The organism is Microbacterium sp. Ag1, from assembly GCF_001005635.1.
Lineage (GTDB): Bacteria > Actinomycetota > Actinomycetes > Actinomycetales > Microbacteriaceae > Microbacterium > Microbacterium oxydans.
Window position 1 is genome coordinate 86,603 of sequence record NZ_LBCR01000031.1, and the last position, 24,539, is coordinate 111,141.

Consider the following 24,539-nt stretch of genomic DNA (forward strand, 5'->3'; position numbering starts at 1 on the left):
CATCTCCATGATGAAGCCACTCCTGATCCTGATCGCCGGCCCCTACCGTTCCGGCACGAACGGCGACCCCGCCCTGATCGCTCGCAATCTCGCGCGCCTGGAGGAGGCGTCCGGTCCGATCTTCCGCCTCGGCCACGTGCCGATGATCGGGGAGTGGGTCGCATTGCCGGTCCTGCGCACCCTCGAGCCGGGCGACTCCGGCGAGGGCGATGTCATGTACGAGACCGCCCGCCGACTGCTCCTGCACTGCGACGCGGTGCTGCGGCTGCCGGGGGAGTCGTCCGGCGCCGACAAGGACGTCGAGATCGCCCACGAGCTCGGGCTGCCCGTGTACCGGTCGCTCGACGAGATTCCTGCAGCTTCGACTCCGTAGGCTGGAGGCATGACCAAGAACCTCTGGACCATCCTCGGCGTCATCCTCGCCGTCGTGATCGCGTGGTGGATCGTGAGCGCGTTGTTCTCGGTCCTCGCTTTCATCTTCAAGCTCGGGATCGTCGCGGTCGTGGCCGTGGTGGTCTTCCTCGTGCTGCGAGGGATCTTCAGCCGCAGCGACGACTGACCAGACGTCACCGCGGGTAGGTCACGCCGCTCAGCTGCTCCGAGAGGTCCCAGCTGCGCGCGGCATCCGCCGTGCTCCGCAGCGGACGGTACAGGGCCTGCTCGGCCGGAGCGCCGCCCATGTGGCCAGGACCGCGCGGGCCGTACAGGCGGCCGGGCAGAGCGGACGACGACGCTGCCGCGAACAGGGCGGGCAACGCGGCGCTCTCGGCCGTGCCGACGATCAGCCCGCGCTGGGACGCCCACCGGATCACCCTCACCTCGACGGTGTCGTCGGCGCGACCGAGTTCCGGACGGGCGGCGAGCAGGCTCGTGGGGGCGACTCCGGGGTGGGACAGGTTCGACGTGATGCCCCATCCGAGCGCCTGGCTGCGCCGGTCGAGTTCGAGGCCGAACAACCCGAGCGCGATCTTCGACTGCCGGTAAGCCCGCATCCCGTCGTACGACTGCTCCCCGTTCGGATCCTGCCAGTCGATCGTTCCGCGGGCCGCGGCCACGCTCACCTGGGAGGTCACGCGCGCCTGCCCCGCGCTGAGCACGGGAAGAAGGTGCGCGACCAGGGCGAAGTGCCCGAGATGGTTCGTCCCGTACTGCACCTCGAACCCGTCGGCCGTGGTCTGCCGGTCAGGCGGCGACATCACCCCGGCGTTGTTGATGAGCAGATGCACGGGGCTGCCGTCCCTCCGCATCGCCTCGCCGAACTCCGCCACGGAGTCGAGCGATGAGAGGTCGAGCGGCGCGGTCTGCACCTGCGCACCCGCCGCGGTGTCCCTGATGGTCGCGGCGGCGGCATCCCCCTTCCGCGGATTGCGGACGGGGAGCACGATCTCGGCTCCGGCACGGGCGAGACGCGTGGCGATGTGCAGGCCGATGCCGTCGCTCCCTCCCGTCACCACCGCACGGCGGCCGGCGAGAGAGGGGATGCGGATGTCGGGGATGCGCGGGCTCATGATGTGCTCCTTCGGGTCGTCCTCCAGCGTGCGTGCTGGGCGTCGCCGCAACCAGGACTCCCCATGCAGTGGATACCGGCACGGACGGATGCGAGGATCGGGGCGTCGGGAGGAGGGCCGGATGGTCATCGACAGGACGGCGCTCGCGGGGTTCCTGCGACTGCGGCGAGACAGTCTGCAACCGGAGGACGTGGGGTTGGCGCGGGGGGCGCGACGGCGCACCGAGGGGCTCCGTCGCGAGGAGGTGGCCGCGCTCAGCCACATGTCGGCCGACTACTACGCGCGACTCGAACGCGGCGACGGGCCGCTGCCCTCGGAGCAGATGCTCGCCGCGATCGCCCAGGGGCTGCACCTCACGATCGACGAGCGCGACCACCTGTTCCGCCTCGCCGGACATCAACCGCCCGCACGGGGCGGAGTCGGCGACCACATCGGACCGGGGATGCTGCGGATCCTCGACCGGCTGCAGGACACTCCGGCCGAGATCGTGAGCGAACTCGGAGAGACCCTGCGGCAGACGCCCCTCGGCGTAGCGCTCACCGGCGACACGGCACACCTCACCGGCATGGAGCGGAGCCTCGGTTATCGCTGGTTCCGCGAGCCATCCACGCGGGACCTGTACGACCCCGCCGAGCACGAGTTCCTGTCGCGGCTGTGGGTGTCTGGTCTGCGGGAGGTCATCGCCCGGCGGGGCCCGTCATCGCGCGCTGCCCGCATGGCCGACGCGCTGCAGGAGCACAGCGCGGAGTTCCGCGAGATCTGGGAGCGTCATGAGGTCGGCCTCCGGCCCCGCGAGACGAAGCGCTTCGTGCATCCCAGCCTCGGGCCGCTCGAGCTGACGTGTCAGAGTCTCGTCGATCCCGAGCAGTCGCAGTTCCTTCTCGTCTACACCGCGATCCCGGGGTCGGAGAGCTACGAGAAGCTCGCTCTGCTGTCGACCCTGGCTCCCCGGGTCTTCGTGTAGGGGACTTTCGAATCGCGCAGATGGTGGGAAACGGCGTCCGCAGCACCCGTTTGCGCGATTCGAAGGCGAGAGGGCTACGCCTTCGCGAAGGAGCCGACGCGGTACTTCGCTGCGCGGTGCGTGTCCTGCACGCGGTCGCCGCGGCCGTGGAGCTTGTTGCGGAGCGTGCCGGGCGCATATTCCTCGGGGTAGGCGCCACGCGCGCGCAGCACCGGGATCACGTGCTCGATGATGTCCTGCCACGTGCCGGGTGTGACCGCATAGGCGAGGTTGAAGCCGTCGATGTCGGTCTCGTCGACCCAGGACTGCAGCTCGTCGGCGATCTCCTCGCCCGAGCCGACGATCGTGGGGCCGAGGCCGCCGATCGCGTTGTGGCGCCCGAAGTCGCCGACAGTCCACTCGCGACCGAGGTCGGCCTCTTCCTTCAGGTGCTGCAGCACCGACTGGATCGCGTTCGACTCGACGTTCCCGACCGGCTCGTCCTCCGCGTACTGGGACAGGTCGACGCCCATCCACCCCGACATGAAGGTGAGTGCGCCCTCCGGGCTGGCGTAGGAGAGGTACTCGGCGTGCTTCGCGGTCGCCTCTTCGCTCGTCGCGGCGGTGATCACGGTGAGCAGCGTGTAGATGCGGGCGTCGTGGCGGTCGCGCCCCGCGGCTTCCAGGGCGTCGCGGATGCGCTTCACCGTGCCGGCGAGCACCTCCTTCGAGGGGGCGGCGACGAAGATGGCCTCGGCGTTCTCGGCGGCGAACTTCACCCCGCGCGGGCTCGCGCCGGCCTGGTAGATCACCGGTGTGCGCTGTGGTGACGGCTCGGAGATGTGGATGCCGGGAACGCTGAAGTGCTTCCCCTCATGCCCGATCGGATGCACCTTGCCGGGGTCGGTGAAGATGCCGCGCTCGCGGTCTTCGACCACGGCGTCGTCTTCCCAGGAGCCCTCCCAGAGCTTGTAGAGCACCTCGACGTACTCGTCGGCGTGGTCGTAGCGGTCGTCGTGCGCGAGCTGGTCCTCCTGGCCCATGTTGCGCGCGGCGCTGGGCAGATAGCCGGTCACGACGTTCCAGCCGACCCGGCCCTGCGTGAGGTGGTCGAGCGTGCTCAACCGGCGCGCGAACGGGTAGGGGTGCTCGAACGCGGTACCCGCTGTGATGCCGAAGCCCAGGTTCTCGGTGACCGCGGCCATCGCGCTCACCAGCAGGATCGGGTCGTTCACCGGCACCTGGGCGCCGTTGCGGATGGCGGCCTCGTTCGTGCCGCCGTACACGTCGTAGGTGCCGAGCACGTCGGCGATGAAGATGCCGTCGAAGGTCGCACTCTCCAGCAGCTTCGCCAGGTCGGTCCAGTACGAGATGGTGTTGTACTGCCGCGACCGGTCGTCGGGGTGGCGCCACAGCCCGGACGACTGGTGGGCGACGCAGTTCATGTCGAAGGCGTTGAAGCGGATCTGACGGGTCATGGGCTCCATGAAAGGCGAACCGCGCCGGGGAATCCAGGGTCGCCGACACGCGCCGACACATTCGAGGGCAGGCTCGCGGGAGAGCTCAGCGTCCGTAGACGTCCCGGCGGTGGCCGAGCGTGACGACCGCGATGACGAGCACATCGTCGTCGATCGTGTAGATGATCCGATAGTTCCCGACTCGGACTCGGAGCCCATCGCGCCGCTGCAGCGCCTTCGCGCCGGGAGGGCGCGGGTTCTCCCCGAGCAGGGCGATAGCTCCGCGAATGCGGTCGCGATCCTGATGGTCGATCTTCTTCAGGGCTCGAACCGCGGCCGGACGCAGCTCGATCCGGTAGCTCACGTCCAGCCCAGGTCGGCCTTCACCTGATCCCAGGGGAGGTCGGGACCTTCCTCCGCCATCGCCTCGTCGAACGCGGCCACGTCCTCGGCGTCCTCGAGAGCTTCCTGCATTCGCTCGTACTGCTCCGGGCTGACGATCACGGCTGCACGCTGACCGCGACGTTCGATGAACACCGCTTCCTCCTGCGAACGGGCGATGACCGTGGAGAGGTTGTTGCGGGCGTCGGCGACGCTGACAGTGGACATCCCACTATTGTACATCTGGCTCAGTGTGATGTACATGGAAAGGGCGATGCTCCACCCCGGCGGGCTCTACCCTTGACTGGTGACCGACGACACCGCGACAGCCCAGCGTCTGGTGCGGCGCTTCGCCCGCGAGACCAACCTGCTCGTGGCCGGTCGGGATTTCTCCGTCGTCGGGACGGATGGTGTGGCCGACGAGCTGCGTCGACTGCTCCCCGCGTTCGGCGCGCATCTCGGCGACGCTGGCACGGTCGGCCACGGAGTCGTCTTCGCACCGGGTGCGACGCCCGAGATCCTGCTCGACGGCAAGGCTCTCCCTGCGCGTGAGACGGCTCACGACCGTGTCGATGCGGCCGGACGTCACATGCCCGTCGCCACCGATCGCGCGCGACGCCTGCGCGAGGCCGGCACGGTGAAGGGAGTGCGGATCGGCATCGCGATGGTGCTGGAGCCGAAGACCGCCCAGCTCGCCCTGCTGCTGCGGGATGCCGGAGCGACGGTCGCCGTCTACGCCCACCCGGATGAGATCGATGTCGAGGTCGCCCAGGTGCTGCGATCCCGCGGAATCCCCGTCGACGGTGACCCGGCCCTGTCGGCAGCTGCGGAGCGCGCCGCTGCCGTGGCCTTCCTGCGCCGCGGCTTCGACCTGCTGCTCGACGACGGCTCCCACCTGATCCGTCTCGCGCACGAGGAGGGTCTCGCAGCCGCGTTGCGTGGGGCGGCGGAGGAGACCACGAGTGGACTCACGCCCCTGCGGCTCATGGAGCGCGAAGGAGTGCTCGAGATCCCGGTCATCGCGGTGAACGACGCCCAGACCAAGACCTCTTTCGACAACCGCTACGGCACCGGCCAGTCGTGCGTCTTCGCGATCGCCGACGCCCTGGACGACGCCGGCATCGACCTTCGCGACCAGCGGGCCGTGGTCGTGGGCTACGGGCCCGTAGGAGAGGGCGTCGCCGCCCACCTGCGGGCGCTGGGTGTGCAGGTCGGCGTCACCGAGACCGACCCGGTGCGCGCACTTCGCGCCGCGCACGACGGCTACCGCATCGGGCGTCTGCACGACCTCGCCCCCGGAGCGCTCGTCGTCTCGGCCACCGGTGCGCCGCACACGGTCGATGCCGAGGTGCTGCGCACGGCGGCGATCGTCGCGGTCGCCGGCGGTGTTCCGCACGAGGTCGACTTCGATGTGTCGACGTTGCAGTCGTACGCAGGAGCGGACGGGCAGAGATCGCCGTTCGTCGAGCGTGCGGGAGACGGCGCGCTCGTGATCGCGAGGGCCGGATGCGTGAACCTCGCAGCCGGCGAGGGCAACCCGATCGAGATCATGGATCTGTCGTTCGCCGTGCAGTTGTACGCCGTCGAGCACCTGCTCTCGCTCGCGCTGCCCGTCGGAGTGCATGCCCTTCCCGCCGAGGCCGACACCGCCATCGGCACGGCCGCTCTCGCCCTGCGCGGAGAGCGCATCGACCAGCGCAGCGCCGCCCAGATCGACGCGCTGCGCGAATGGCGCTCGCCGCGTTTCCGAGGAGAGTCCGCATGACCGCCGTGACCGTCTACTCCGCGGGGCTCGTCGTGCCGATCACCGCCCCACCGATCGTCGACGGTGCGGTCGCCGTGCGCGACGGACGGATCATGCACGTGGGCGAACGCGAGTGGGTGCTGCGGTCGCTCTCGGAACGCGGGATCGAGGCGGAGGAGGTGCACTGGCACGGCGTGCTCACCCCCGGTCTCGTGAACGCGCACACCCACCTGCAGTACACGGGCATGGCCTCGGTCGGGCGCGGGCAGTACGACGGCTTCGACGACTGGGTGCGCGCGTTCGATCCGGTCTACGAAGGTGGGCGCGACTGGGCGGCGGACGCGGCCGACGGTGCCGCACAGGCACTGCGTTTCGGCACGACGGCCGTTGCGGATGTCGTGACCGACAGGGCGGCAGCGACCGCATTGCACGACGCCCGCCTGCACGGCATCACCTACTGGGAGGTGATGAGCTGGACCAACGCCGACTGGGCTCGCACCGGGCGCGAGCAGGTGGAGCAGGCGCTCGACGCGCTGCCGACGCCGCCGGGGACGGGCCTCTCACCCCACGCTCCCTACTCGCTCGACATCGAGCCGCTGCTGGAGATCCCCGACATCGTGCGCGAGCGCGGCGGACGCATCCACATCCACCTCGGCGAGGCTGCTTTCGAGAGCGAGTTCGCGCACGAGCACCCGCAGGCCTGGCACACGGCAGGGCTCGCGAGCTTCCAGGAGCTGCGCAAGGCCGGATTCGGCACCAGCGCCACCGAGTTCGTCGATCAGCTCGGCGTGCTCGGACCGGACTGCCACATCGCGCACGGGGTGTACATGAGCGCCAGGGACCGTGCCATTCTCCGGGAGCGCCGCACCACCGTGGCGCTGTGCCCGCGATCGAACGCCGTCATCGGGCTCGAGGAACCCCCGATCGCCGCGTATCTGCGCGAGGGCAGCCCGATCGCCGTCGGCACCGACTCGTTGTCGTCGAGCCCCTCGCTCGATGTGCTGGCCGATGTGGCCGAGCTCGCGCGCATCGCCCGCTCGCAGGGGTACACCGACCGCGACCTGCACGCCCGCCTGCTGGGTGCGGCCACCCTCGGAGGAGCGCACGCCATGGGCATCGACGTCGGTCCCGACCGCACCGGGTACCTCGCGGTGGGGGCACTCGCCGACCTCACGTTCTTCGACGTCCCGTCCGGCCCCGATGCCGTGGTCGAACTCGTCGAGCACGGGGCGGGCCGCACGGCCGCCACCATCATCTCCGGCGAGGTCCGCTACGCCGTCGACTCCTTCCCCGAAACCGGAGCACCGGCATGACACAGCGCCCCGCGACCGCCGAACGGCTCGACCTCGCCCCGCACCCCGAGGGCGGCTGGTTCCGTCGCACCTGGACGAGCCCGCTTCCCGTCGAGACGCCGAACGGTCCGCGCCCGGCGGCCACCTGCATCCACTACCTGCTGCTGCCGTCGGAACGGAGTGAGTGGCACGTCGTGACCAGCGACGAGCTGTGGCTGTGGCACGGCCCGGGGCGGCTCGAACTGAGTCTCGGTGGCGACGGCGCGGAGCCGGGGGTGGCGACCCCGGTGGTGCTCGGACCCGACGATGCCGCGCAGGTGCTCGTGCCCGCCGGCGTCTGGCAGGCCGCGCGGCCGCTCGACGCCGACGAGGTGCTGGTGTCGTGCTTCGTGTCGCCAGGTTTCGACTTCGCCGATTGGCGACTCGCCGCATCGCCTACTCTGTAGAGGCAGACCCGCCTCGACACCTGGCGGACCCGCCCTGCCCCGCGCTCTCCTCCCTACCCTTCTTCGCCCTGGAGTCATCGTGCCCTTCGCCCTCTCCCTCCGCCGCGCAGCCGCCGTCACCGCTGCGGCCGCCGCCATCGCGCTCACTCTCTCCGCATGCACCTCGCCGTCCTCCGACTCCGGCAGCGGTGACGGGTCGGGCCTCTCGACCGTGACCGAGGGCAAGCTCACGATCGCCACCGGCGAGCCCAACTACGAGCCGTGGTTCGTCGACGACGACCCCTCCAACGGCGAGGGCTTCGAGGGCGCGGTCGCGAACGCGGTCGCCGAGCAGCTCGGGTACGCGGCCGACGACATCGTCTGGGTGCGCACCACCTTCGACGGCGCCATCGCTCCAGGTCCCAAGGACTGGGACATCAATCTGCAGCAGTTCTCCATCACCGACGACCGCAAGAAGGCCGTCGACTTCTCGTCCCCGTACTACACGACCACCCAGGCCGTCGTGGCAGTGGGCGATTCGCCCGCCGCATCCGCGACCACCATCGACGAGCTCAAGGCCACCAAGGTCGGCGTCGCCAGCGGCACCACGAGCTACACGGTCGCGAAGGCTCAGCTCGGCGAAGGCAACCTCAGCGTCTTCAACTCGGTCGACGACGTCGTGCTCGCTCTCAAGGGCGGCCAGATCGACGCCATGATCACCGACCTCCCCGGTGCCTTCTACGTCGTCGGCGCTCAGCTCGACGACGGCGTGGTCACCGGACAGTTCGCCGACGCGAACGGCGGAGACGACTTCGGCATCGTGCTGCCCAAGGGCTCCGCCCTCACGGCCGACGTCACCAAGGCGGTCGACGCCCTGCGCGAAGACGGCACGCTCGACGAGCTGCAGCAGAAGTGGCTCAGCGACGCGGTCGACGTCCCCGTCCTGAAATGACCTCGACCCCCGTCGACGCGCAGTGGCAGCCGAGCGAGCTCGAGCTGTCACGTCGCGCTCTGCGGCGCCGGGCCACCACGCGCTCGGTACTGATCGCCTTCGGCAGCAGCCTCGCGCTCGCCGTGGTGCTGATCGTCGTCGTCGTCAACACCCCCGGTTGGGCGATCGTCAGCCAGACGTTCTTCGACCCCCAGGTGGCGATCGAGAGCATCGGTCCGATCTTCCAGGGGCTGCTCGTCAACCTGCTCGTGCTCGTCATCGCCGTGGTGTGCGTCGCGATCCTCGGCACGCTCCTGGCCACCCTGCGCTCTTTGCGTGGCCCCGTGTTCTTCCCGCTGCGTGCGCTCGCTGCGGCGTACACCGACTTCTTCCGCGGCATCCCGCTGCTGATCGTGCTGTACCTGGTGGGCTTCGGCATCCCCGCGCTCGGGATCTTCCCGCGCATGCCCGCGATGTTCTGGGGCACGATCGCGCTGGTCCTCACCTACTCCGCGTACGTCGCCGAGGTGCTCAGGGCCGGCATGGAGGCGGTGCACCCCTCGCAGCGCATCGCCGCGCGCTCGCTCGGACTCACGCACGGGCAGACGCTGCGGATCGTCGTGATCCCGCAGGGCGTCCGCAAGGTCGTGCCCGCACTCATGAACGACTTCGTGTCTATGCAGAAGGACGTGGGTCTGATCTCCGTCCTCGGTGCGGTCGATGCCGTCAGGGCCGCGCAGCTGATGGTCGCCGAGACCTACAACTTCACCCCCTACGTCGTGGCCGGCCTCATGTTCATCGTGCTCAGCTGGCCGATGATCCGCCTGACCGACGTCGTCACGGCGCGTCTGAACAAGCGCGAGCAGGCCGGAGGAGTCGTATGAGCGTGCCGGTGATCGAAGCCAAGGGCGTGCGCAAGCGCTTCGGCGACCACGACGTGCTGCGTGGCATCGACCTCTCGGTCGGCACGCATGAGGTCGTCGTGCTCATCGGCGCCTCCGGCTCGGGCAAGTCGACGCTCCTCAAGACCATGAACCTCATCGAGGGGATCGACGACGGGCAGATCTTCCTCTCGGGGGAGGACATCACCGACCCGCGGGTGGATGCCGACGCCGTACGGGGGCGGATCGGGGTCGTGTTCCAGCACTTCAACCTGTTCCCGCATCTCACCGTGCTCGACAACGTTACGCTCGCCGCGGTCCGCGTGCACGGGATGCGCAAGGCCGAGGCGCGGGCTAAGGCGCGCGCGCTGCTCGAGACGCTCGGGCTCGGCGCCAAGGCCGACGAGTACCCCGACCGGCTCTCGGGCGGACAGCAGCAGCGCGTCGCGATCGTGCGGGCGATCCTCACGCAGCCCGAGGTGCTGCTGCTCGACGAGATCACCAGCGCGCTCGACCCGCAGCTGGTCGGCGAGGTGCTCGACCTGGTGCGCGAGCTGAAGGTCCAGGGCGCCACGATCGTGATGGCCACCCACGAGATGTCGTTCGCCCGCGAGGTGGCCGACCGCATCGTGTTCCTCGAGCACGGCGTGGTCGTCGAGCAGGGTCCGCCCTCGCAGGTGTTCGACGCCCCGCAGCACGCAGCCACGACGGAGTTCCTGGCCCGCGTGCGGCACTGACACCCGCCAGGACCCGCACGCGCCGACTTCATCCGCTCGACGGACAGAAGCGGTACTGAGGGTGGATGTGTGCCCTCGGGCGTTCGTGTTGAGCTTGAGGTCTCCGCTGAATCCTCGAGAGGTCTCCTTTGAGCACGCCCCACAACATCCCGTCTTTCCCTGCGCAGACGGAGAACTCTTCTGTCGCAGACTCCGGCGACCGTCCGCGACACGGGGGACCCGCCTCCACGGGTAGGCCCCGTATCGTCGGCGTGGATGTCGCGCGTGGACTCGCGCTGGTGGGGATGTTCGGCGCCCACCTGATGGTCGCGAGCGGTCCTGACTTCACTCTCTCGGATCCGTCGACGTGGCTGGACATCGTCAACGGGCGCTCCTCGATCCTGTTCGCCCTGCTGGCAGGGGTATCGCTCGCACTGATGACCGGCGGTGCGCAGAACGCGACTGCGGACGAGCTGCGGAAGATCCGGTTGCGCCTGGTCGGTCGAGGAGCGGCGATCTTCGTGATCGGGCTGCTGGTCGAGCTGTTGGGCTCCGGGATCGCCGTGATCCTCACGCTGTACGGCGTGCTGTACATCCTGGCGGCGTTCACGGTGCACCTGCGCACCAGGGTGCTGGTGATCGCGGGGGCGGCGCTCGGTATCCTCGGTCCTCCGCTGCTCGCTCTGATCGGCACGCTCTCGCCGGATCTGGGTGGTCCTGGGCTGTCGCTGGTGCTGTTCGGCACCTACCCGATCACGGTGTGGGCGGCGCTGCTCTGCGCAGGTCTCGTGATCGGCCGCCTCGATCTGACCCGCGTGAAGACGGCTGTGGTCATGCTCGTCTGCGGCGGCCTGGTGGCGATCGGCGGATACACGCTGGGTGGGCTGCTCACGCCGCCGCAGCAGGATGTCACGACGTCGAGCTCCGCCTCCGACTCGAGTTCGGTTTCGGGCTCGATGAGTATGGTCCCGGGTGACGAGGTCGACATCTCCGGGCTGACGTGCCAGACGAGCGACGGCATCGTCGCCTGCTTCACGCCGGAGAAGGCCTCGCTGTTCGCTGGCGACGGCGGTGGCGACGGCGGTGGCGACGTCGACGGCCAGTCGTACTTCGACCGGGTGGCGTCGCAGGACCCGCCGGCGAAGATGCTCGAGGCCGTCACGAGCTTCTCCGCCCACTCCGGCGGGGTGCTCGAGATCCTCGCATCCGGCGGATTCGCGGTCGCGATCCTCGGGCTGTGCCTGATCGTCACCCGCTACGCGAGGTGGGCGGTGGTACCACTGGCCGCCTATGGTGCTATGCCCCTCACCGGCTACGTCATCCAGGCGATCCTCATCCTGGCGGGTGCGGCGACCTGGCTCCCGAACCCGGTGCTTCCCTGGATCGCGTTGTCGCTGCTGATGATGGCCGGCGCACTCGTCTGGACGCGCACGGTCGGCAAGGGTCCGCTCGAACGGCTCACGGCGCGTGCGGCCGATGTCATGGCGCTGACCGTGAAGGGGAAGAGCCGGGCCTGAGGACTGCCTCGTTTCGAGGAGGGGCGACAGCGAGGCGGAGGGGCCGGGGGAGGGCGGAGCTCAGGCGAGCTCTTCCTCCTCCGGCCGTCGGGGGCTCGGATCCGGTGGCAGGATCTCGATCGGATGCGCGGCGGTGCGTTGTGCCCGCCACCAGATCACGAACCCGATCGCGGTGAAGACGCCGTAGAAGACGTACATGAAGCCGGTTGCGTAGTAGCCGGAGCTGAACAGCAGCGGCACGCCGACCACGTCGACGGCGATCCAGATCAGCCAGAACTCGGTCCAGCCCTTGGCCATGCCGTAGGTCGCGAGCAAGGATCCGACGAACGTCCAGGCATCGGCCCACACCGGCTCCCAAGATCCGAGCAGCCGGAAGAGCGGGGTCAGGGCGACCGTGCCGACGATCATCACGAGCACCATGCCGATGCGTGCGCTCGTCGGGGCCCAGCGGGGAACCACTCGCCCGCCGTCGAGATTCCGCCAGCGGATCCAGCCGTAGATGGCCACGGCGATGAACATGATCTGCCGACCGGCCTGCCCGAGCAGGTGCGGCAGCGACGGGTCGGGGCTGAGGGCCGAGCCGAGGAAGACCGTGAGCAGCAGCAGGTTGCCGATGATGCCGACCGGCCACGCCCACACCTTGCGGCGCATCCCGCCGAGGGCGCTCGCGAGGCCGAACGCGTTGCCCACGACTTCGCGCACCAGAAGCGTCTGGCCGCCCGGGAGCATCCACTGCGAGTTGAAGGCGTCGACGAACCACTGCAGCAGGTTCATCGTCAGGATCCGGTGCGGGGTTCGGTGCGGGGTTCGGTGCCGGGTTCGGCGCGATCGTCGAGCATGAGTTGCAGCATGCTCAGATCGAGCCAGCGTCCGAACTTCGCGCCGACCTGCGGCATGCGCCCGACCTCGACGAAGCCCAGTCGCTCGTGCAGGGCGATGGAGGCCGCGTTGCCGCTCTCGACCCCCGCGATCATCACGTGCATCCCGGCCACCCTGGCACGCTCGAGGAGGGCCGTCATCAGCGTGGTGCCGATGCCCCGACCATGCTGGCCGTCCCGCACGTACACCGAGTGCTCGACCGTGTGACGGTATCCGCTGTGCGGGCGCCACTGCGCGTAGGAGGCATAGCCCAGCACCCCGGTGTCGTCGACGGCCACGATGACCGGAAAGCCACGGACGGTGCGATCGGCGAGCCAGGCGGTGCGGTCGGCGAGGTCGACAGCCTCTTCGTTCCAGATCGCGGTGGTGTGCAGCACGGCATGGTTGTGGATCGCGGTGATGGTCTCGAGATCGGCAGTCTCGGCATCCCTGATTCGCACGGCTGTCATCGGCGGGCGGTCTCTCTTCTTCTGCGCTTCGGGTGCGCATCCTTCATCGGCGCTCGGGTGCGCATCGCCGACGCTAGCAGGAGGAGCGCTGTTCGGGCGTGCTGCGGCCGAATGGTTGCGGGGAACGGCGCTCCGACGCCGCTCTTGTCCCCCGAACGGCCTACAGACGCGCGTAACGATCATGTCTACTGTGTAGAACGTATTGTTTTAGTCGGCGGGTGCATCGGAGGATCTCATGTCTTTGGAACACGCGCGTCGCGCAACCTGGCGCAAGAGAGTGGCCAGCGCGCTGATCGCACTCGTCCTGTCCGGGGTGGGAGTTCTCGCCTTGGCGGGCCCTGCCGCCGCCGCGCCGGGTGATTGCCCATCCGGGTACACGTGCAGTTACTCGGGTTACAACTACACCAACGACGCATGGCAGCAGCCGTCCACGCACAAGTTCGCGAACTGCGTGGATGTCATGGCCATCGGCTGGAGGTCCTACGGCGACGTCATCTCCTCCACCTTCAACAACGGTCGTTCCCAGAACTCCTACCTCTACAAAGGGCAGAACCAGACGGGCGGGAAGGGCCTCCTCATCCTCCGGGGGCAGGGCTTCGGCAATGTGGGCAGTTATGACGACGACATTGAGTCGGGATACTTCAGCGGCACCCTGAGCAGCGTCGGTTCGGCTCTATGCCGGTGATCTGTCCGCGCATGGGTGGCCGCCTGTTCGTGACGACCGCCGTTGCGGTCACGGTTGCTGTGGGTCTGGCGGGGTGTACCGCGTCCGGCAGTGAGGCGGACGCGGGGGTGAAGAATCAAGCGGCTTGGAAGATGCCTCTTGATGAGTTCGTCGTGTATTCGCCGGACCTGGATAACTATGCGGAGCAGCTGTTGATCTCGGATTGCCTGGGGGCGCAGGGGTATGAGTGGCCAGTGCCATGGCAGGACACCGACTTCCCCCACGCGGAAGACTTCAACCGGGTGGGTCTGCGGTTGTTCAATCTGGAACTGGCAAAGAAGTGGGGTTACCATTTCGCGGGGCTGGATGATCCGGAGAGCGCTGAGCTGTGGTTGACATTCACAGAGACAGTGGATTCGTACTTTCCGAATCAGGAACTGGATGACGCGCTCGTGTCCTGCACCGACAAGATCCGCGCCAAAGACAAGGACTTCGCATCCACCGCCGACGGGTTGAACTACAACGCTGAGCTATCCGCCCAGGCCATGATCATCGTGGAGCAGGATCCGGATGTGGTCAAGGCGGTGAAGGCCTGGCGGGAGTGCTTGACCCCACGGGTGGATTACGTGGTGACTCAGGAGCAGCCTTGGGAAGGTGCACCCTCCGCTGAGCAAGAGAAGTGGGGTGCGGTGACGGGGTCGTCGTCGGCGCCTTCCACGGAGGAGCTTGCTGCTGCTGTCGCTGATGCGGAGTGTCAGGAGTCGAGTGGGTGGGCCGCGCTTTGGTATGAGCGGAATTGGGAGGAGCAGGAGAAGCTCGTCGCGGAGAACAGGGACAAGCTCGATCGGATCCGTGCGGACGCGATCGAACGGAAGAAGAAGCTGTTGACGATCGTGGCGGAGAACGCGCCAGCCGCGCCTTAGAGAGGCGGCGCGAGAGTTGGCTCAGCGAGGAGTCGTGGCCGATCAGTGAGCAATGAGAGTTCGATGGATGAAGTAGCTGTGCCGGAAACGGCGAGACGGTCCCGCTGGATCGTCGTGATCGCCGTGGTGTTGATCGCGGCGCTGATTGGGGCGGGATTCTGGTTTGCTGCGCAGTTCCAGTCTTCGGCGCAGCAGGAGGCCAATGCCAAGGCGCCCACCCCCGGGCCGGTCTTCGCGGAGGTCATGCAGGGTTCGCTGGCTGGAGAGGTTGGCTTCACTGGGCAGGCGGGGCCGTCGACGCAGACTCCGGTGACGGTGCTTCCGGTCGCGGATGCGTCGCTCACCGTCGTCACCGGACGGCCATTGGCGGCGGGTGCAACCGCTTCTTCGGGGCAGGTTCTCACCGAGGTCAATGGGCGTCCTCTCTTCGGTGTGCACTCGGCTTTCTCCTTCTACCGCGACCTGGGCGTCGGGGATCGTGGGCCGGATGTCGAGGCACTACAGGCCGCACTGGTGGCGCGGTCGTACCCTCTCAATGCTGATGGGCGGTTCGGAAGCGAGACGGCCACGGCGGTGAAGCGCTGGTATCAGGACAGCGGCTATGAAGCCCCCACTCGCAGTGCTGCTTCGGCGGACAAGACGAGCCAGGGGGAGGGCGAGAAGTCGGCGGATCCGAGCGCGAAGGTGCCGGCTGCCGAGGGGTATGTCCCGGTCGCCGAGATTCTGGCGATGCCTTCGGCGTCCGCGCAGGTCGTGCAGGGCGTTCAGGTCGGACAGCGTCTGGCGGCGGAGGGCGTGCCGGACTTCATCCTCGGGTCGGCGGATCTGGTGGTCACGATCACGGTTCCCGTCACCGATCTCGGGGATGTGGTCGCAGGAGACGCGGCTGTGATCTCGATCGGTGGCACTGAGGTCGAGGGCACCGTGGGAGACATCCGCCCCTCCGGCTCGGCCGAAGGCTCAGGGGGATCGGGCTCGGAAGGGGACGCGGAACAGGCCGCACCCGAGGTCACTTTCGCCGTGATCCCGAAAACAGCACTGCCGGGGTCGGCGGGGCGGACGCGGGTGACGGTGACGAAGCAGATCGTGGCCGAGGACGCGTTGATCGTCCCGGTTCTCGCGGTGTCGGACCGAGGGCCTGACAAGAATGTTGTGACGAAGCAGCAGGCGGACGGAACGCTGGTCGAGGTGCCGGTCGCGGTTCTGGGCACACTGCAGGGCGAGGTCGCCGTCGAGCCGCTCGACGAAGGTGCCCTGAAGGCCGGCGACCTGGTTCGAGTCGGTTGACGTGACGCTGATTCAGTTACGGGGAGTGCGTCGGACGTACTCGTCGGCAGGTCGGCCCGATGTCGATGCACTGCGCGGTATCGACCTGGAGATCGATCAGGGGGAGTTCGTTGCGATCGTCGGGCCATCGGGCGGTGGCAAGACGACGCTGATGAACATTCTGGGGCTCCTCGACGACCCGACGGCGGGTAGCTATGTTCTGGATGGCGAGGAGGCTCGTGCCGGCGACGGCCGCCGTGCCGCCGGTGTGCGGGCACGGACGATCGGATTCGTGTTCCAGGCCTTCCATCTTCTCGAGGCCAGACCAGCCGTCGACAGCGTCGAGCTGAACCTGCTCTACCGGGGCGTGCCGCGTGTCGAGCGGCGTGAGAGTGTCCTCCGCGCCATCGACTCTGTCGGGCTCGCGGAACGCGCGTTCCAGAGCACCTCGACGCTGTCGGGCGGGCAGCGTCAACGCATCGCGATCGCCCGGGCGATCGCCGGGGACGCGAAACTGATCCTTGCCGACGAGCCGACCGGAAACCTCGACTCGGTAAACGCCGCTCGTGTTCTGGACGAGCTCGAACGCATCAATCGCGACGGGGCGACGGTCGTCGTCGTCACTCATTCGGCTGAGGTCGCGGCCCGGGCGCGTCGTGTGGTCCGCATCGCCGACGGGGCGATCGTGTCCGACGAGCGACAGCCCGGCACCGGAGCGGATCCGGCACCCAAAGAGTCCGGGGATAGGTCGCTGGCTTCTGCAGTCGACGAGGGGCCCTTCCCTGTTCCGGGCGACGACGAGCAGGCGCAGCTCACCGGGCGCATCCGATTCGCCGACATACTGCGCGACGCCTGGGCGTCGGTGATGTCGAGAAAGTACCCATCGATCGGACAGGGGCTCGCCGTCGCCATTGCCGTGGCATTGACGATCACCACCCTCGGGCTTTCGGCATCGGCACGGGCCCAAGTGTCCGCCACGTTCGATGCTCACCTGAACCGCGAGGTCTCGGCGACGTGGTCGACGGGAGCCAAGCACTCGCTTCCGCCCGAGGAGGTTCCGCAGGCGATCGAGCGACTCAGCGGAGTGGATGCGGCCGCGGTCGTCATCGATCTCAATGTCAGCACGGTCTCGACGTTCGCCGAGGCACGCCAGATCCGGCCGCACGTCGCCATCGGAGACATCGTCGGCGCTGCGCGTCTCACCGTCGACGAGGCACCCTGGCATGAGGGCACCCTGGCTGCCGGCGAGGCCTACGTCGGAGATCTTCTCGCGAAGGACATGCAACTCAGCAGCATCGATGGCGCTCCCACGATCTCGGTTGATGGCGTCGCCTATGTCGTCGCCGGCATCATCACCACGTCCTCGCGCCTCCCCCTGCTCCGCGGTGAAGTGGTCGTCGGGCCCCGCGACGACATCACGGCGAAAGGGGCCGTCGATGTGACGATGTTGGCCGTGACGTCCTCCGGCGCAGCGCAGCAGGTCGCCAAGCAGTTGCCTTCGGCACTGAACCCGTACGAGCCGGACCGGATCGTCGTCGCTGCGCCGACCGATTCTGCACAGTTGAGAGGACAGGTCGAACAAGGGGTGCAGGCCACCCTCACCGCGTTCACGCTGCTCGCGCTGATCGTCGCGATCGCCGCACTCATGAACGCCACGCTCCTCGCTGTCAACGCACGCCGGGGTGAGATCGGCATGCGCAAAGCGCTCGGAGCCCGAGACCGACAGATCGGGGAACTCATCACCCTCGAATCCGCAATCGTCGGTGTCGTCGGAGGGGCCGCAGGTCTCGTGCTCGGCATGGCGGCAATCCTCGTCGTCACAGTGAGCCAACGATGGGCGCCCGTGTTCGATATCGTGCTGCTTCCCATCGCCATTGCCGTCGGCCTGATCGTCGGTGCCGGAGGAGGTGGATTGGCCTCCATCCGCGCCGCGCGTCTGCGCCCCGCCGAGAATCTCCGCAGCTGACATCCCTGCTGGACGTCGTGCGGGCGCGCTGCGGCCGAACAGTTACGAGGAGCGGCGCGCCGGTGTCGTGCTGACGGCCTCGCGCACGAGGATCGCTCGCCGCATGTCGGCCATGATCGGGTCGAAGAACCGCTCCCGGTAGCGTGCCTCGCTCACGGCGGAGAACACGAAGGGGAGGGCGGCGATCACGGCGAGCAGAGTGGCGGCCTTGAGCAGGTTGACGGTGAGCGGCAGCTTCGCCCCGAAGAACTCCAGGGGCTGCACCGCGAGCGGCTGGGCTGCGCTTCCCGGACCGAGCCAGATGCCGACGACGCCCTGGGGGATCGCGATGCCTCCGATCACGATCAGCAGCGCCGCGAGGAGCCCGGCGAAGAACAGCGCCTGCACGAGTTGCGCGACGGTCATCGCGAGCAGGATGTTGATGCGCTGCGGAGCGTGCAGGCGCCCCGGCCGCCCGGGTGCGGGACGCCCCTCCGCCGGGGTGCCGACGAGCAGGGCGGCTCGCTGCTCCGCGGTCGGCGCGTGCGCGTGGTCATCGATCTCCGACGCGCTGACGCGCAGCACGACGATGCCGGCGAGCACCGCGACGACGAGGCCGACGAGGGCGATCGATCCCCATGACAGCGCGGAGGCCATCTGCCAGACCTCGGCAGAGAAGAACGAGAAAACCACCAGCATGAGGATCACGGGCAGCGCGATCGACGCCATGTGCCCGATCGCCGACGCATTGCGCACCGCCAGGCGCGAGGCCCAGGAGATCATGGCACCGCCGCCCATGCCGGTCACCAGGATGCAGAGGGCGAGCACGAGCGCCGTGCGGAGGACCGGCCCCACGGTTGAATTCGGGTGGGTGCTGTAGTCGTAGACGATCGTGAAGGCGAGGCTGACGGCGATCAGGACGAGGGCGACCGCCGTGCCGATCCCCGCAGGGAGACGCCGCAGCAGGGCTCGGACGAGGAAGTAGGCGGCCCAGGCGAGGCCCACCGCCAGCAGGAAGATCGTGAGGGCGAGGGGGACGATCAGGAGCTCCCACCCGATCGAGTCGTCGTCGAGGGCGAAGTCGAACACGACCTCGATCCCGTCCTGGAAGAGGTAGGCGGCCACCGCGACCCAGGCGATGAGCGGTGCGACGCGACGGGGGAGGTCGGTGAACCAGCGCCGCAACGGCACGAAGGTCGGAAGCCCCTGCTCGCGGAACCAGCGGTCGGCGTCGCGCTTCGTGCTGCGGGACTTCGGCGACGGCGAGGTGGCGGACATGGCGATGAGACTACGGCACGGCGGCGCATCGACTTATCCACACCCCTCCAATATATCGAAGATATGTTCTAAACTGAGGGCATGACGAACCCACATCTGAGCCCCCTCCTCGAGGCCGTGGGGTGCCTCGAAGACGTGTGGGCGGATGCGTCGAACGCGGCCGAGCTGACCAGAGCACAGCTGCTCGAGGCGCATCGCACGATGGGGCTGGTGCAGCGTCGACTCGACGGCATCCACGCCGAGATCGCGGCGAGCATCGCGCGGGAGTCGCGCCCCGAGCTGGGAGCGGCGAGCCTGGCGAAGGAGCAGGGGTTCCGCAGCCCTGCGACCATGATCGCGGCGACGACCGGCGGATCGACGGGAGATGCGGTGCGCCTGGTGAAGGTGGGGGAGGCTACGGCTCCCCGGGCGAACCTCCTGGGCGAACCGCTGCCGCCGCGTTATCCCGCGGTGCAACAGGCGATCGGCGCGGGCGCGCTGAGCGCCGCAGCAGCAGCGTCGATCGTGACCCTGCTCGATCGGGCCCGGCTGAAGGTCGGTCTGGAGCGGATCATCGAGGCCGAGCGACTGCTCGTCGAACGCGCCGCGGAGCTGTCGCTCGACGACGTGCGCAAGCTGGTCGTGCACGCCGAGGCCTGGCTCGATCCCGACGGTGTGGCTCCGCGCGAAGACGAGGCTCGTTCACGGCGCTCGCTGACGATGTTCGAGCGCGACGGGTCGCTGCACCTGACGCTGCAGACCGATGTCGCCTCCGGCGCGCCGGTGAAAGCGGCGATCCAGGCCTACGTCACTGCGACGTTCCAGGCCAGGGCGCACGTGCTCGATCCCGAGGCGTCCGATGCCGATCGACGCACGGTCGCGATGCTGCAGGCCGATGCGTTCGTCGAGATCTGCGCACACGCGAGCGGATGCGACAACGGCGGTCTCCCCGTGTCCGGAGCGACGGTCGTCGTGCGGGTGGGGCTCGACGAGCTGACCGGCGGTACCGGGTTCGCGACGGTCGACGGCCTCGGTGGGCCCGTCAGCATCGCCGCCTGTCGTCGGATGGCGGCGGGCGGCGGCATCATCCCCGTCGTGCTCGGCGGTGGAGGCGAGATCCTCGACTGGGGTCGTGAGAAGCGGCTGTTCACCCGTGCTCAGCGCCTCGCGCTGGTGGAGCGTGACGGCGGCTGTGTGATGTGCGGGCTCGCGCCGCAGCTGACCAGGGCGCATCACCTGCGTTGGTGGCAGCGGGATGCCGGGCCGACCGACCTCGACAACGGGGTGCTGCTCTGCGAGAGCTGTCACCACCGCATCCACGACAACGACTGGGAGATCAGGATCGAGGGGGTCGGGGTCGCGGCACGGGTGTGGCTCATCCCACCGCCCAACGTCGATCCGGAACGCAGACCGAGACTCGGGGGTCGAGCGCGCTACGACATCGCAGCGTGACTGCGTGCCGCGCGGGTGTGTGCGTGGAGTGAGGCGCGGGCGCGCGGGGTGGGTGTCTTCGGTGGTCGGGGTGGGTGTCTTCGGTGGTCGGGTGCGGTCGGCGAGCTCAGCTGGCCGAGGTCGACGAGGTCTCGATGATCTTCAGCCGGGAGGTGATGGCGGCGAAGCCCGCCGACCAGGCGGCACCCAACGCCGCGGCTGTGGCGCTTGCGGCGCCGAGCTGTCCACCGGATTCACCGACGGCGGCGAAGACGAACCAGATTGCGGCCGCGCCGATGCCCCCGCTCGCGATGGCGGAGATCAGGCGTCGGGTCCGACGCAACTGTGTGGCGCGATCAGTTCTCATGCTCCGATCGAACCGGACTGAGCGGCACGTCGCATCCCCCGCACGGCGGATAGTCGCGAGACGGCCGACTCGGAATCAGACGTGCACATCGGCGGGGGAGGTCTCGCCCTCGTGGAAGCTGGGCGTCTTGCCGAAGAGCCGCGCGATGCCGAGTACGATCACGACGATCAGCAGTCCCAGTGCGAGGCCCGCGATCGCCGACACGAGCGTCTCGACCAGCCAGACCACGAATCCGCCGGCCGGCTCCAGGGCGTGCTCGATCCCGTGCAGCAGGTCGGTGGTGAAGTGCAGCCCCACCTCGCCCAGGTTCACGAGCACCAGGTGGCCGCCGACCCAGAGCATCGCGACCGTGCCGAGGATGCTGATGAAGCGGAACACCGCCGGCATCGAGCGCACGATCCTGGTGCCGGTGTGGCGCACGCGCTGCACCGGATTCTTCGCCATCTTCAGGCCGATGTCGTCGATCTTCACGAGCAGCGCGACCGCACCGTAGACGACGCCCGTCATGAGAAGAGCGATCACGGCGAGGATGGCCAGCGTCGCCCACATGTCGAGCCCCTTCTCGAGGCTCGCGAGCGAGATGAGCATGATCTCGGTGGAGAGGATCAGGTCGGTGCGCACGGCGCCCAGCACGAGCTTCCTCTCGTCGCGCGCGCCCTCGTCGGCGTGGCCGTGCTGCACGCCGAACCACTCCAGCACCTTCTCCGCGCCCTCGAAGCAGAGGTAGGCCCCACCGAGGATCAGCAGATACGGGAGCACCCACGGCGCGAACGCGGTGAGCAGCAACGCCACCGGGATGATGATCAGGAATTTGTTCGCCAGCGAGCCCAGGGCGATCTTGCCGACGACGGGCAGCTCCCTCGCCGGCGTGAGCCCCTGCACGTACTGCGGGGTCACCGCGGCATCGTCGATCACGACGCCCGCCGCCTTCGCCGACGCCTTCATCGCGGCGCTCAGGATGTCGTCGACGACGGCCAGAAGTCCAACGGACATGCGTGGGTTCCCCTCGTGAAGAGTGCAGTGCGGAGGCAACTCTATCGAGGAGGAGGGCCTCCACCGCGTCGCGCGGGGGCTCCGCCTGTGACCTCAGCCCTGAGCGTCACCCGCGGCACTCGCGAGCACGCGCTGCAGCGGCTCGTAGTGCTCGACGACAGCCCGGCGATACCGGTCGACGTCGCCGGAGCGCGCCGCTTCGAGCATGTCGCCGTGCGCCTTCGCCGTCTTGTGGATGTCATCGGGCTGCGGGATCCCCAGCTGGGGGAGCACCGCCGTGTGGACATCCCAGAAGGCGCCGACGAGCTGCCCGACCAGGCGGTTCCCGATCGTACCGAACAGGCGGGTGTGGAAGGCGCGGTCCTCCTCGAGGAAATGCTCGCCGCGCTCGGCCTTGTCGACCATGTCGGCGACCAGCGCGTCGAGCTCGGGGTCGTCATCCGCCTTGGCCGCCTCCACGATGCGTTCGGCCATCGAGAGGTCCAGCGCCAGGCGCACCTCGACGACCTCGCGCAGCGCCTGCAGCGACCCCTCCGGCGACAGCACCCCGCGGAAGACGAGGGCCTCCACCATCGGATCCAGCGACATCGGTCCGACGTACGTGCCGTGGCCGTGACGCACGTCGACGATGTCCAGGGTCGAGAGGGTGCGGATGGCCTCACGCACGGAGGATCGCGAGACGTCGAGCTCGTCGCAGAGCTCCGCCTCCGTCGGCAGCGGGTCGCCCGGGGTGAGCCCGCGCGTCAGGATGAGCTGCTTGATCTGATCCGCCGTGGTCGAGCGCCGCATGCGTGACGCCCTACTCGTGGTGGACTTCATGGGGCTCCCTCTCGTGCCTGGCAGAAACGCTCCGATCATCTCACTCTTGTGATCTGATCGAACCTGTGTTTAGAGTACATCAGACATCAGATGTCCTCAAGATGTTCCCCCCACCACCCTGGAGCACACATGAACCGACACTTCACCCGCCGTCGCGCGGGTCGATTCGCGATGGCGGTCGCCGGCACAGTCGCCGCATCCGTCGCCCTCGCGGGCTGCGGCGCCGGCACCACCGCCACCCCCGACGAGAGCGCGGCCGCGAGCGAGATCGACCCGGACGCCATCATCGAAGCGGGGATCTCGTACACGCTGAACGGCAGCTTCGACCCGATGGTCGCCTCCGGCGCCGTCACGGTCTCGGCGAACTGGCATGTCTTCGAAGGTCTCGTCGACCTCGACCCGGTCACCCAGAAGCCGGCCCCTGCGCTCGCCGCCGACCTCCCGACGAAGATCGACGACACGACCTACGAGATCGACATCCGCGAAGGCGCGACCTTCCAGAACGGCGACCCGGTCACGGCGGACGACGTCGTCTTCAGCTACGACCGCGTGCTCGACCCGGACAACAACTCGCTCTTCCTGTCGTTCGTCGACTTCATCGACACCGTCACCGCGGTCGACGAAGACACCGTGCGCATCACGACGGACTACCCCTTCTCGCTGATCAACGACCGCCTCGGCGTCGTCAAGATCGTCCCGAAGGCGGTCGTCGAGGCCGACCCCGAGGACTTCGCCGCCAACCCGGTCGGCTCCGGCCCGTACTCGCTGGTCTCCGCGGTCCCCGAGGACAAGCTCGTCTTTGAGCGCTACGACGACTACAACGGCCCGCGCCCCGCGCTCGCCGCCGGCATGAACTGGAACCTGCTCGCCGACGCCTCGGCCCGCGTCACCGCGATGTCCACCGGCACCGTGCAGGCGATCGAAGACGTGCCGTACATCGACGTCGACACCCTCGCCTCGTCGGCCGACGTCGAGAGCGTGCAGTCGTTCGGCCTGCTGTTCATGATGTTCAACACCAAGGCGGCGCCGTTCGACGACGTGCGCGTGCGGCAGGCACTGCACTACGCCCTCGACATGGACAAGATCATCGGCACGGGCATGCTCGGCAACGCCACGCCTGCGACCTCGTTCCTGCCCGAGACGTACCCGAACTACCACGAGGCCTCGACGGTCTACACCTACGACCCCGAGAAGGCGAAGGAGTTGCTGGCGGATGCCGGCGTCTCCGACCTGTCGATCACGCTGCTGACGACCGACACCGGATGGGTCAAGGAGGTCGCCCCGCTGATCAAGGAGTCGCTCGACGCGATCGGCATCGACACCACGCTCGACATCGGACAGTCCGCGTCGATGTACGAGAAGGTCGACTCCGGCGACTACACGGTGGCCGTCGCCCCCGGTGACCCCTCGGTCTTCGGCGTCGACCCCGACCTGCTCATGAACTGGTGGTACGGCGAGAACGTCTGGACCCAGACCCGCACCAACTGGGCTGACTCTCCCGAGTACGCCGAGTTGCGCACGCTCCTCGACACCGCCGTCCAGCAGGAAGGCGACGAGCAGCAGAAGACCTGGGACCAGGCGTTCGACCTGCTCTCCGATCAGGCCGTGCTCTACCCGCTGTTCCACCGCAAGCTGCCGACCGCCTGGAGCAGCCAGGAGCTCGTCGGGTTCCAGCCCGTCCCCACCACCGGACTGTCGTTCCTCGACGTCGGCGTGGCCGCGAAGTAGCACCCGCACAGAAGCAGCACCCG

At 68.5% G+C, this 24,539-nt stretch carries 26 protein-coding genes; 16 read left to right on the forward strand and 10 right to left on the reverse strand.

Annotation, left to right across the window (positions count from 1 at the left end; translation table 11 throughout):
* Positions 1–7 precede the first annotated feature (7 nt).
* Together AAY78_RS12135 and AAY78_RS19940 are read left to right on the forward strand one after the other, a co-directional pair.
* On the forward strand, positions 8–373 hold the full coding sequence (locus AAY78_RS12135) for an NUDIX hydrolase (RefSeq protein ID WP_046748559.1): 366 nt from the start codon (positions 8–10) through the stop codon (positions 371–373).
* Between the two features lie 9 nt (positions 374–382).
* The gene (locus AAY78_RS19940) at positions 383–559 is read left to right on the forward strand and encodes a hypothetical protein (protein ID WP_046748560.1); all 177 of its coding nucleotides are present in this window, start codon (positions 383–385) and stop codon (positions 557–559) included.
* Positions 560–566: 7 nt separating this feature from the next.
* Here AAY78_RS19940 and AAY78_RS12145 read toward each other — a convergent pair whose 3' ends face one another.
* Complete coding sequence (locus AAY78_RS12145) at positions 567–1,508, reverse strand: SDR family oxidoreductase (protein ID WP_046748561.1); 942 nt, start codon at positions 1,506–1,508, stop codon at positions 567–569.
* A 121-nt stretch (positions 1,509–1,629) separates the two neighbouring features.
* Here AAY78_RS12145 and AAY78_RS12150 point away from each other — a divergent pair, with 121 nt between their 5' ends.
* The gene (locus AAY78_RS12150; RefSeq protein ID WP_046748562.1) at positions 1,630–2,472 is read left to right on the forward strand and encodes a helix-turn-helix transcriptional regulator; all 843 of its coding nucleotides are present in this window, start codon (positions 1,630–1,632) and stop codon (positions 2,470–2,472) included.
* Positions 2,473–2,546: 74 nt separating this feature from the next.
* Here the strand turns inward: AAY78_RS12150 and AAY78_RS12155 are convergent, their stop codons facing one another.
* The 3 genes from AAY78_RS12155 to AAY78_RS12165 form a co-directional block, all read right to left on the reverse strand.
* On the reverse strand, positions 2,547–3,929 hold the full coding sequence (locus AAY78_RS12155; RefSeq protein ID WP_046748563.1) for an LLM class flavin-dependent oxidoreductase: 1,383 nt from the start codon (positions 3,927–3,929) through the stop codon (positions 2,547–2,549).
* An 85-nt stretch (positions 3,930–4,014) separates the two neighbouring features.
* A complete protein-coding gene (locus AAY78_RS12160) occupies positions 4,015–4,272 on the reverse strand; it encodes a type II toxin-antitoxin system RelE family toxin (protein ID WP_046748564.1) in 258 nt (85 codons plus the stop codon).
* Complete coding sequence (locus AAY78_RS12165; RefSeq protein ID WP_052748764.1) at positions 4,269–4,517, reverse strand: type II toxin-antitoxin system Phd/YefM family antitoxin; 249 nt, start codon at positions 4,515–4,517, stop codon at positions 4,269–4,271. The genes AAY78_RS12160 and AAY78_RS12165 overlap by 4 nt, the downstream gene beginning before the upstream one ends.
* A 79-nt stretch (positions 4,518–4,596) precedes the next feature.
* Here AAY78_RS12165 and AAY78_RS12170 point away from each other — a divergent pair, with 79 nt between their 5' ends.
* From AAY78_RS12170 to AAY78_RS12200, 7 genes are all read left to right on the forward strand, one after another.
* Positions 4,597–6,054 carry an adenosylhomocysteinase gene (locus AAY78_RS12170; RefSeq protein ID WP_052748765.1) on the forward strand — a complete coding sequence of 486 codons (1,458 nt, stop codon included), beginning with the start codon at positions 4,597–4,599 and terminating at the stop codon, positions 6,052–6,054.
* Complete coding sequence (locus AAY78_RS12175) at positions 6,051–7,346, forward strand: amidohydrolase family protein (protein WP_046748565.1); 1,296 nt, start codon at positions 6,051–6,053, stop codon at positions 7,344–7,346. Before AAY78_RS12170 ends, AAY78_RS12175 begins: the two co-directional genes overlap by 4 nt.
* A complete protein-coding gene (locus AAY78_RS12180; protein ID WP_046748566.1) occupies positions 7,343–7,771 on the forward strand; it encodes a cupin domain-containing protein in 429 nt (142 codons plus the stop codon). The genes AAY78_RS12175 and AAY78_RS12180 overlap by 4 nt, the downstream gene beginning before the upstream one ends.
* A 79-nt stretch (positions 7,772–7,850) precedes the next feature.
* A complete protein-coding gene (locus tag AAY78_RS12185; protein WP_046748567.1) occupies positions 7,851–8,702 on the forward strand; it encodes an ABC transporter substrate-binding protein in 852 nt (283 codons plus the stop codon).
* Positions 8,699–9,565: an amino acid ABC transporter permease gene (locus tag AAY78_RS12190; protein ID WP_046748568.1), complete on the forward strand. Its 867-nt coding sequence runs from the start codon at positions 8,699–8,701 to the stop codon at positions 9,563–9,565. Before AAY78_RS12185 ends, AAY78_RS12190 begins: the two co-directional genes overlap by 4 nt.
* Positions 9,562–10,299: an amino acid ABC transporter ATP-binding protein gene (locus AAY78_RS12195; protein ID WP_046748569.1), complete on the forward strand. Its 738-nt coding sequence runs from the start codon at positions 9,562–9,564 to the stop codon at positions 10,297–10,299. Before AAY78_RS12190 ends, AAY78_RS12195 begins: the two co-directional genes overlap by 4 nt.
* A gap of 251 nt (positions 10,300–10,550) precedes the next feature.
* A complete protein-coding gene (locus tag AAY78_RS12200) occupies positions 10,551–11,795 on the forward strand; it encodes a heparan-alpha-glucosaminide N-acetyltransferase domain-containing protein (protein WP_156172651.1) in 1,245 nt (414 codons plus the stop codon).
* A 60-nt stretch (positions 11,796–11,855) separates the two neighbouring features.
* On the opposite strand, the gene pnuC is transcribed toward AAY78_RS12200, so the two are convergent.
* Positions 11,856–12,569 carry a nicotinamide riboside transporter PnuC gene (gene pnuC / locus AAY78_RS12205; RefSeq protein WP_046748570.1) on the reverse strand — a complete coding sequence of 238 codons (714 nt, stop codon included), beginning with the start codon at positions 12,567–12,569 and terminating at the stop codon, positions 11,856–11,858.
* A gap of 2 nt (positions 12,570–12,571) precedes the next feature.
* Positions 12,572–13,123: a GNAT family N-acetyltransferase gene (locus tag AAY78_RS12210; protein WP_046748571.1), complete on the reverse strand. Its 552-nt coding sequence runs from the start codon at positions 13,121–13,123 to the stop codon at positions 12,572–12,574.
* Between the two features lie 235 nt (positions 13,124–13,358).
* On the opposite strand from AAY78_RS12210, the gene AAY78_RS12215 reads away from it, so the two are divergent.
* The 4 genes from AAY78_RS12215 to AAY78_RS12230 all read left to right on the forward strand — a co-directional run bounded on the left by AAY78_RS12215 (position 13,359) and on the right by AAY78_RS12230 (position 17,942).
* Complete coding sequence (locus AAY78_RS12215; protein WP_046748572.1) at positions 13,359–13,808, forward strand: peptidase inhibitor family I36 protein; 450 nt, start codon at positions 13,359–13,361, stop codon at positions 13,806–13,808.
* The gene (locus AAY78_RS12220) at positions 13,799–14,710 is read left to right on the forward strand and encodes a hypothetical protein (protein WP_046748573.1); all 912 of its coding nucleotides are present in this window, start codon (positions 13,799–13,801) and stop codon (positions 14,708–14,710) included. The genes AAY78_RS12215 and AAY78_RS12220 overlap by 10 nt, the downstream gene beginning before the upstream one ends.
* A 63-nt stretch (positions 14,711–14,773) precedes the next feature.
* Positions 14,774–15,997, forward strand: coding sequence for a peptidoglycan-binding protein (locus tag AAY78_RS12225; protein ID WP_082108668.1), 1,224 nt, complete (start codon positions 14,774–14,776; stop codon positions 15,995–15,997).
* 1 nt (position 15,998) lies between these two features.
* Positions 15,999–17,942: an ABC transporter ATP-binding protein/permease gene (locus AAY78_RS12230; RefSeq protein ID WP_082108669.1), complete on the forward strand. Its 1,944-nt coding sequence runs from the start codon at positions 15,999–16,001 to the stop codon at positions 17,940–17,942.
* 42 nt (positions 17,943–17,984) lie between these two features.
* Here AAY78_RS12230 and AAY78_RS12235 read toward each other — a convergent pair whose 3' ends face one another.
* Positions 17,985–19,199: a hypothetical protein gene (locus tag AAY78_RS12235; RefSeq protein ID WP_046748576.1), complete on the reverse strand. Its 1,215-nt coding sequence runs from the start codon at positions 19,197–19,199 to the stop codon at positions 17,985–17,987.
* An 81-nt stretch (positions 19,200–19,280) separates the two neighbouring features.
* Between AAY78_RS12235 and AAY78_RS12240 the strand changes: the two genes are divergently transcribed.
* Positions 19,281–20,630 carry an HNH endonuclease gene (locus AAY78_RS12240; RefSeq protein ID WP_046748577.1) on the forward strand — a complete coding sequence of 450 codons (1,350 nt, stop codon included), beginning with the start codon at positions 19,281–19,283 and terminating at the stop codon, positions 20,628–20,630.
* A 106-nt stretch (positions 20,631–20,736) separates the two neighbouring features.
* Here the strand turns inward: AAY78_RS12240 and AAY78_RS12245 are convergent, their stop codons facing one another.
* From AAY78_RS12245 to AAY78_RS12255, 3 genes are all read right to left on the reverse strand, one after another.
* Positions 20,737–20,976, reverse strand: coding sequence for a hypothetical protein (locus AAY78_RS12245; protein WP_046748578.1), 240 nt, complete (start codon positions 20,974–20,976; stop codon positions 20,737–20,739).
* A gap of 75 nt (positions 20,977–21,051) precedes the next feature.
* Complete coding sequence (locus AAY78_RS12250) at positions 21,052–21,969, reverse strand: DUF808 domain-containing protein (protein ID WP_046748579.1); 918 nt, start codon at positions 21,967–21,969, stop codon at positions 21,052–21,054.
* 93 nt (positions 21,970–22,062) lie between these two features.
* The gene (locus AAY78_RS12255) at positions 22,063–22,788 is read right to left on the reverse strand and encodes a FadR/GntR family transcriptional regulator (RefSeq protein WP_046748580.1); all 726 of its coding nucleotides are present in this window, start codon (positions 22,786–22,788) and stop codon (positions 22,063–22,065) included.
* 129 nt (positions 22,789–22,917) lie between these two features.
* On the opposite strand from AAY78_RS12255, the gene AAY78_RS12260 reads away from it, so the two are divergent.
* Positions 22,918–24,516 (forward strand): ABC transporter substrate-binding protein, encoded by a 1,599-nt coding sequence (locus AAY78_RS12260; RefSeq protein WP_052748768.1) that lies wholly within the window; start codon positions 22,918–22,920, stop codon positions 24,514–24,516.
* The last annotated feature ends 23 nt before the right edge of the window (positions 24,517–24,539 follow it).

What these genes read in the sequence shown, in the direction of transcription:
- AAY78_RS12135 (WP_046748559.1), top strand. Translation starts at nt 8, where the DNA reads ATGATGAAGCCACTCCTGATCCTGATCGCCGGCCCCTACCGTTCCGGC.
- AAY78_RS19940 (WP_046748560.1), top strand. Translation starts at nt 383, where the DNA reads ATGACCAAGAACCTCTGGACCATCCTCGGCGTCATCCTCGCCGTCGTG.
- AAY78_RS12145 (WP_046748561.1), bottom strand. Translation starts at nt 1,508, where the DNA reads ATGAGCCCGCGCATCCCCGACATCCGCATCCCCTCTCTCGCCGGCCGC.
- AAY78_RS12150 (WP_046748562.1), top strand. Translation starts at nt 1,630, where the DNA reads ATGGTCATCGACAGGACGGCGCTCGCGGGGTTCCTGCGACTGCGGCGA.
- AAY78_RS12155 (WP_046748563.1), bottom strand. Translation starts at nt 3,929, where the DNA reads ATGACCCGTCAGATCCGCTTCAACGCCTTCGACATGAACTGCGTCGCC.
- AAY78_RS12165 (WP_052748764.1), bottom strand. Translation starts at nt 4,517, where the DNA reads ATGTCCACTGTCAGCGTCGCCGACGCCCGCAACAACCTCTCCACGGTC.
- AAY78_RS12175 (WP_046748565.1), top strand. Translation starts at nt 6,051, where the DNA reads ATGACCGCCGTGACCGTCTACTCCGCGGGGCTCGTCGTGCCGATCACC.
- AAY78_RS12180 (WP_046748566.1), top strand. Translation starts at nt 7,343, where the DNA reads ATGACACAGCGCCCCGCGACCGCCGAACGGCTCGACCTCGCCCCGCAC.
- AAY78_RS12190 (WP_046748568.1), top strand. Translation starts at nt 8,699, where the DNA reads ATGACCTCGACCCCCGTCGACGCGCAGTGGCAGCCGAGCGAGCTCGAG.
- AAY78_RS12195 (WP_046748569.1), top strand. Translation starts at nt 9,562, where the DNA reads ATGAGCGTGCCGGTGATCGAAGCCAAGGGCGTGCGCAAGCGCTTCGGC.
- pnuC (WP_046748570.1), bottom strand. Translation starts at nt 12,569, where the DNA reads ATGAACCTGCTGCAGTGGTTCGTCGACGCCTTCAACTCGCAGTGGATG.
- AAY78_RS12210 (WP_046748571.1), bottom strand. Translation starts at nt 13,123, where the DNA reads ATGACAGCCGTGCGAATCAGGGATGCCGAGACTGCCGATCTCGAGACC.
- AAY78_RS12215 (WP_046748572.1), top strand. Translation starts at nt 13,359, where the DNA reads ATGTCTTTGGAACACGCGCGTCGCGCAACCTGGCGCAAGAGAGTGGCC.
- AAY78_RS12220 (WP_046748573.1), top strand. Translation starts at nt 13,799, where the DNA reads ATGCCGGTGATCTGTCCGCGCATGGGTGGCCGCCTGTTCGTGACGACC.
- AAY78_RS12225 (WP_082108668.1), top strand. Translation starts at nt 14,774, where the DNA reads ATGGATGAAGTAGCTGTGCCGGAAACGGCGAGACGGTCCCGCTGGATC.
- AAY78_RS12235 (WP_046748576.1), bottom strand. Translation starts at nt 19,199, where the DNA reads ATGTCCGCCACCTCGCCGTCGCCGAAGTCCCGCAGCACGAAGCGCGAC.
- AAY78_RS12240 (WP_046748577.1), top strand. Translation starts at nt 19,281, where the DNA reads ATGACGAACCCACATCTGAGCCCCCTCCTCGAGGCCGTGGGGTGCCTC.
- AAY78_RS12245 (WP_046748578.1), bottom strand. Translation starts at nt 20,976, where the DNA reads ATGAGAACTGATCGCGCCACACAGTTGCGTCGGACCCGACGCCTGATC.
- AAY78_RS12250 (WP_046748579.1), bottom strand. Translation starts at nt 21,969, where the DNA reads ATGTCCGTTGGACTTCTGGCCGTCGTCGACGACATCCTGAGCGCCGCG.
- AAY78_RS12255 (WP_046748580.1), bottom strand. Translation starts at nt 22,788, where the DNA reads ATGAAGTCCACCACGAGTAGGGCGTCACGCATGCGGCGCTCGACCACG.
- AAY78_RS12260 (WP_052748768.1), top strand. Translation starts at nt 22,918, where the DNA reads ATGAACCGACACTTCACCCGCCGTCGCGCGGGTCGATTCGCGATGGCG.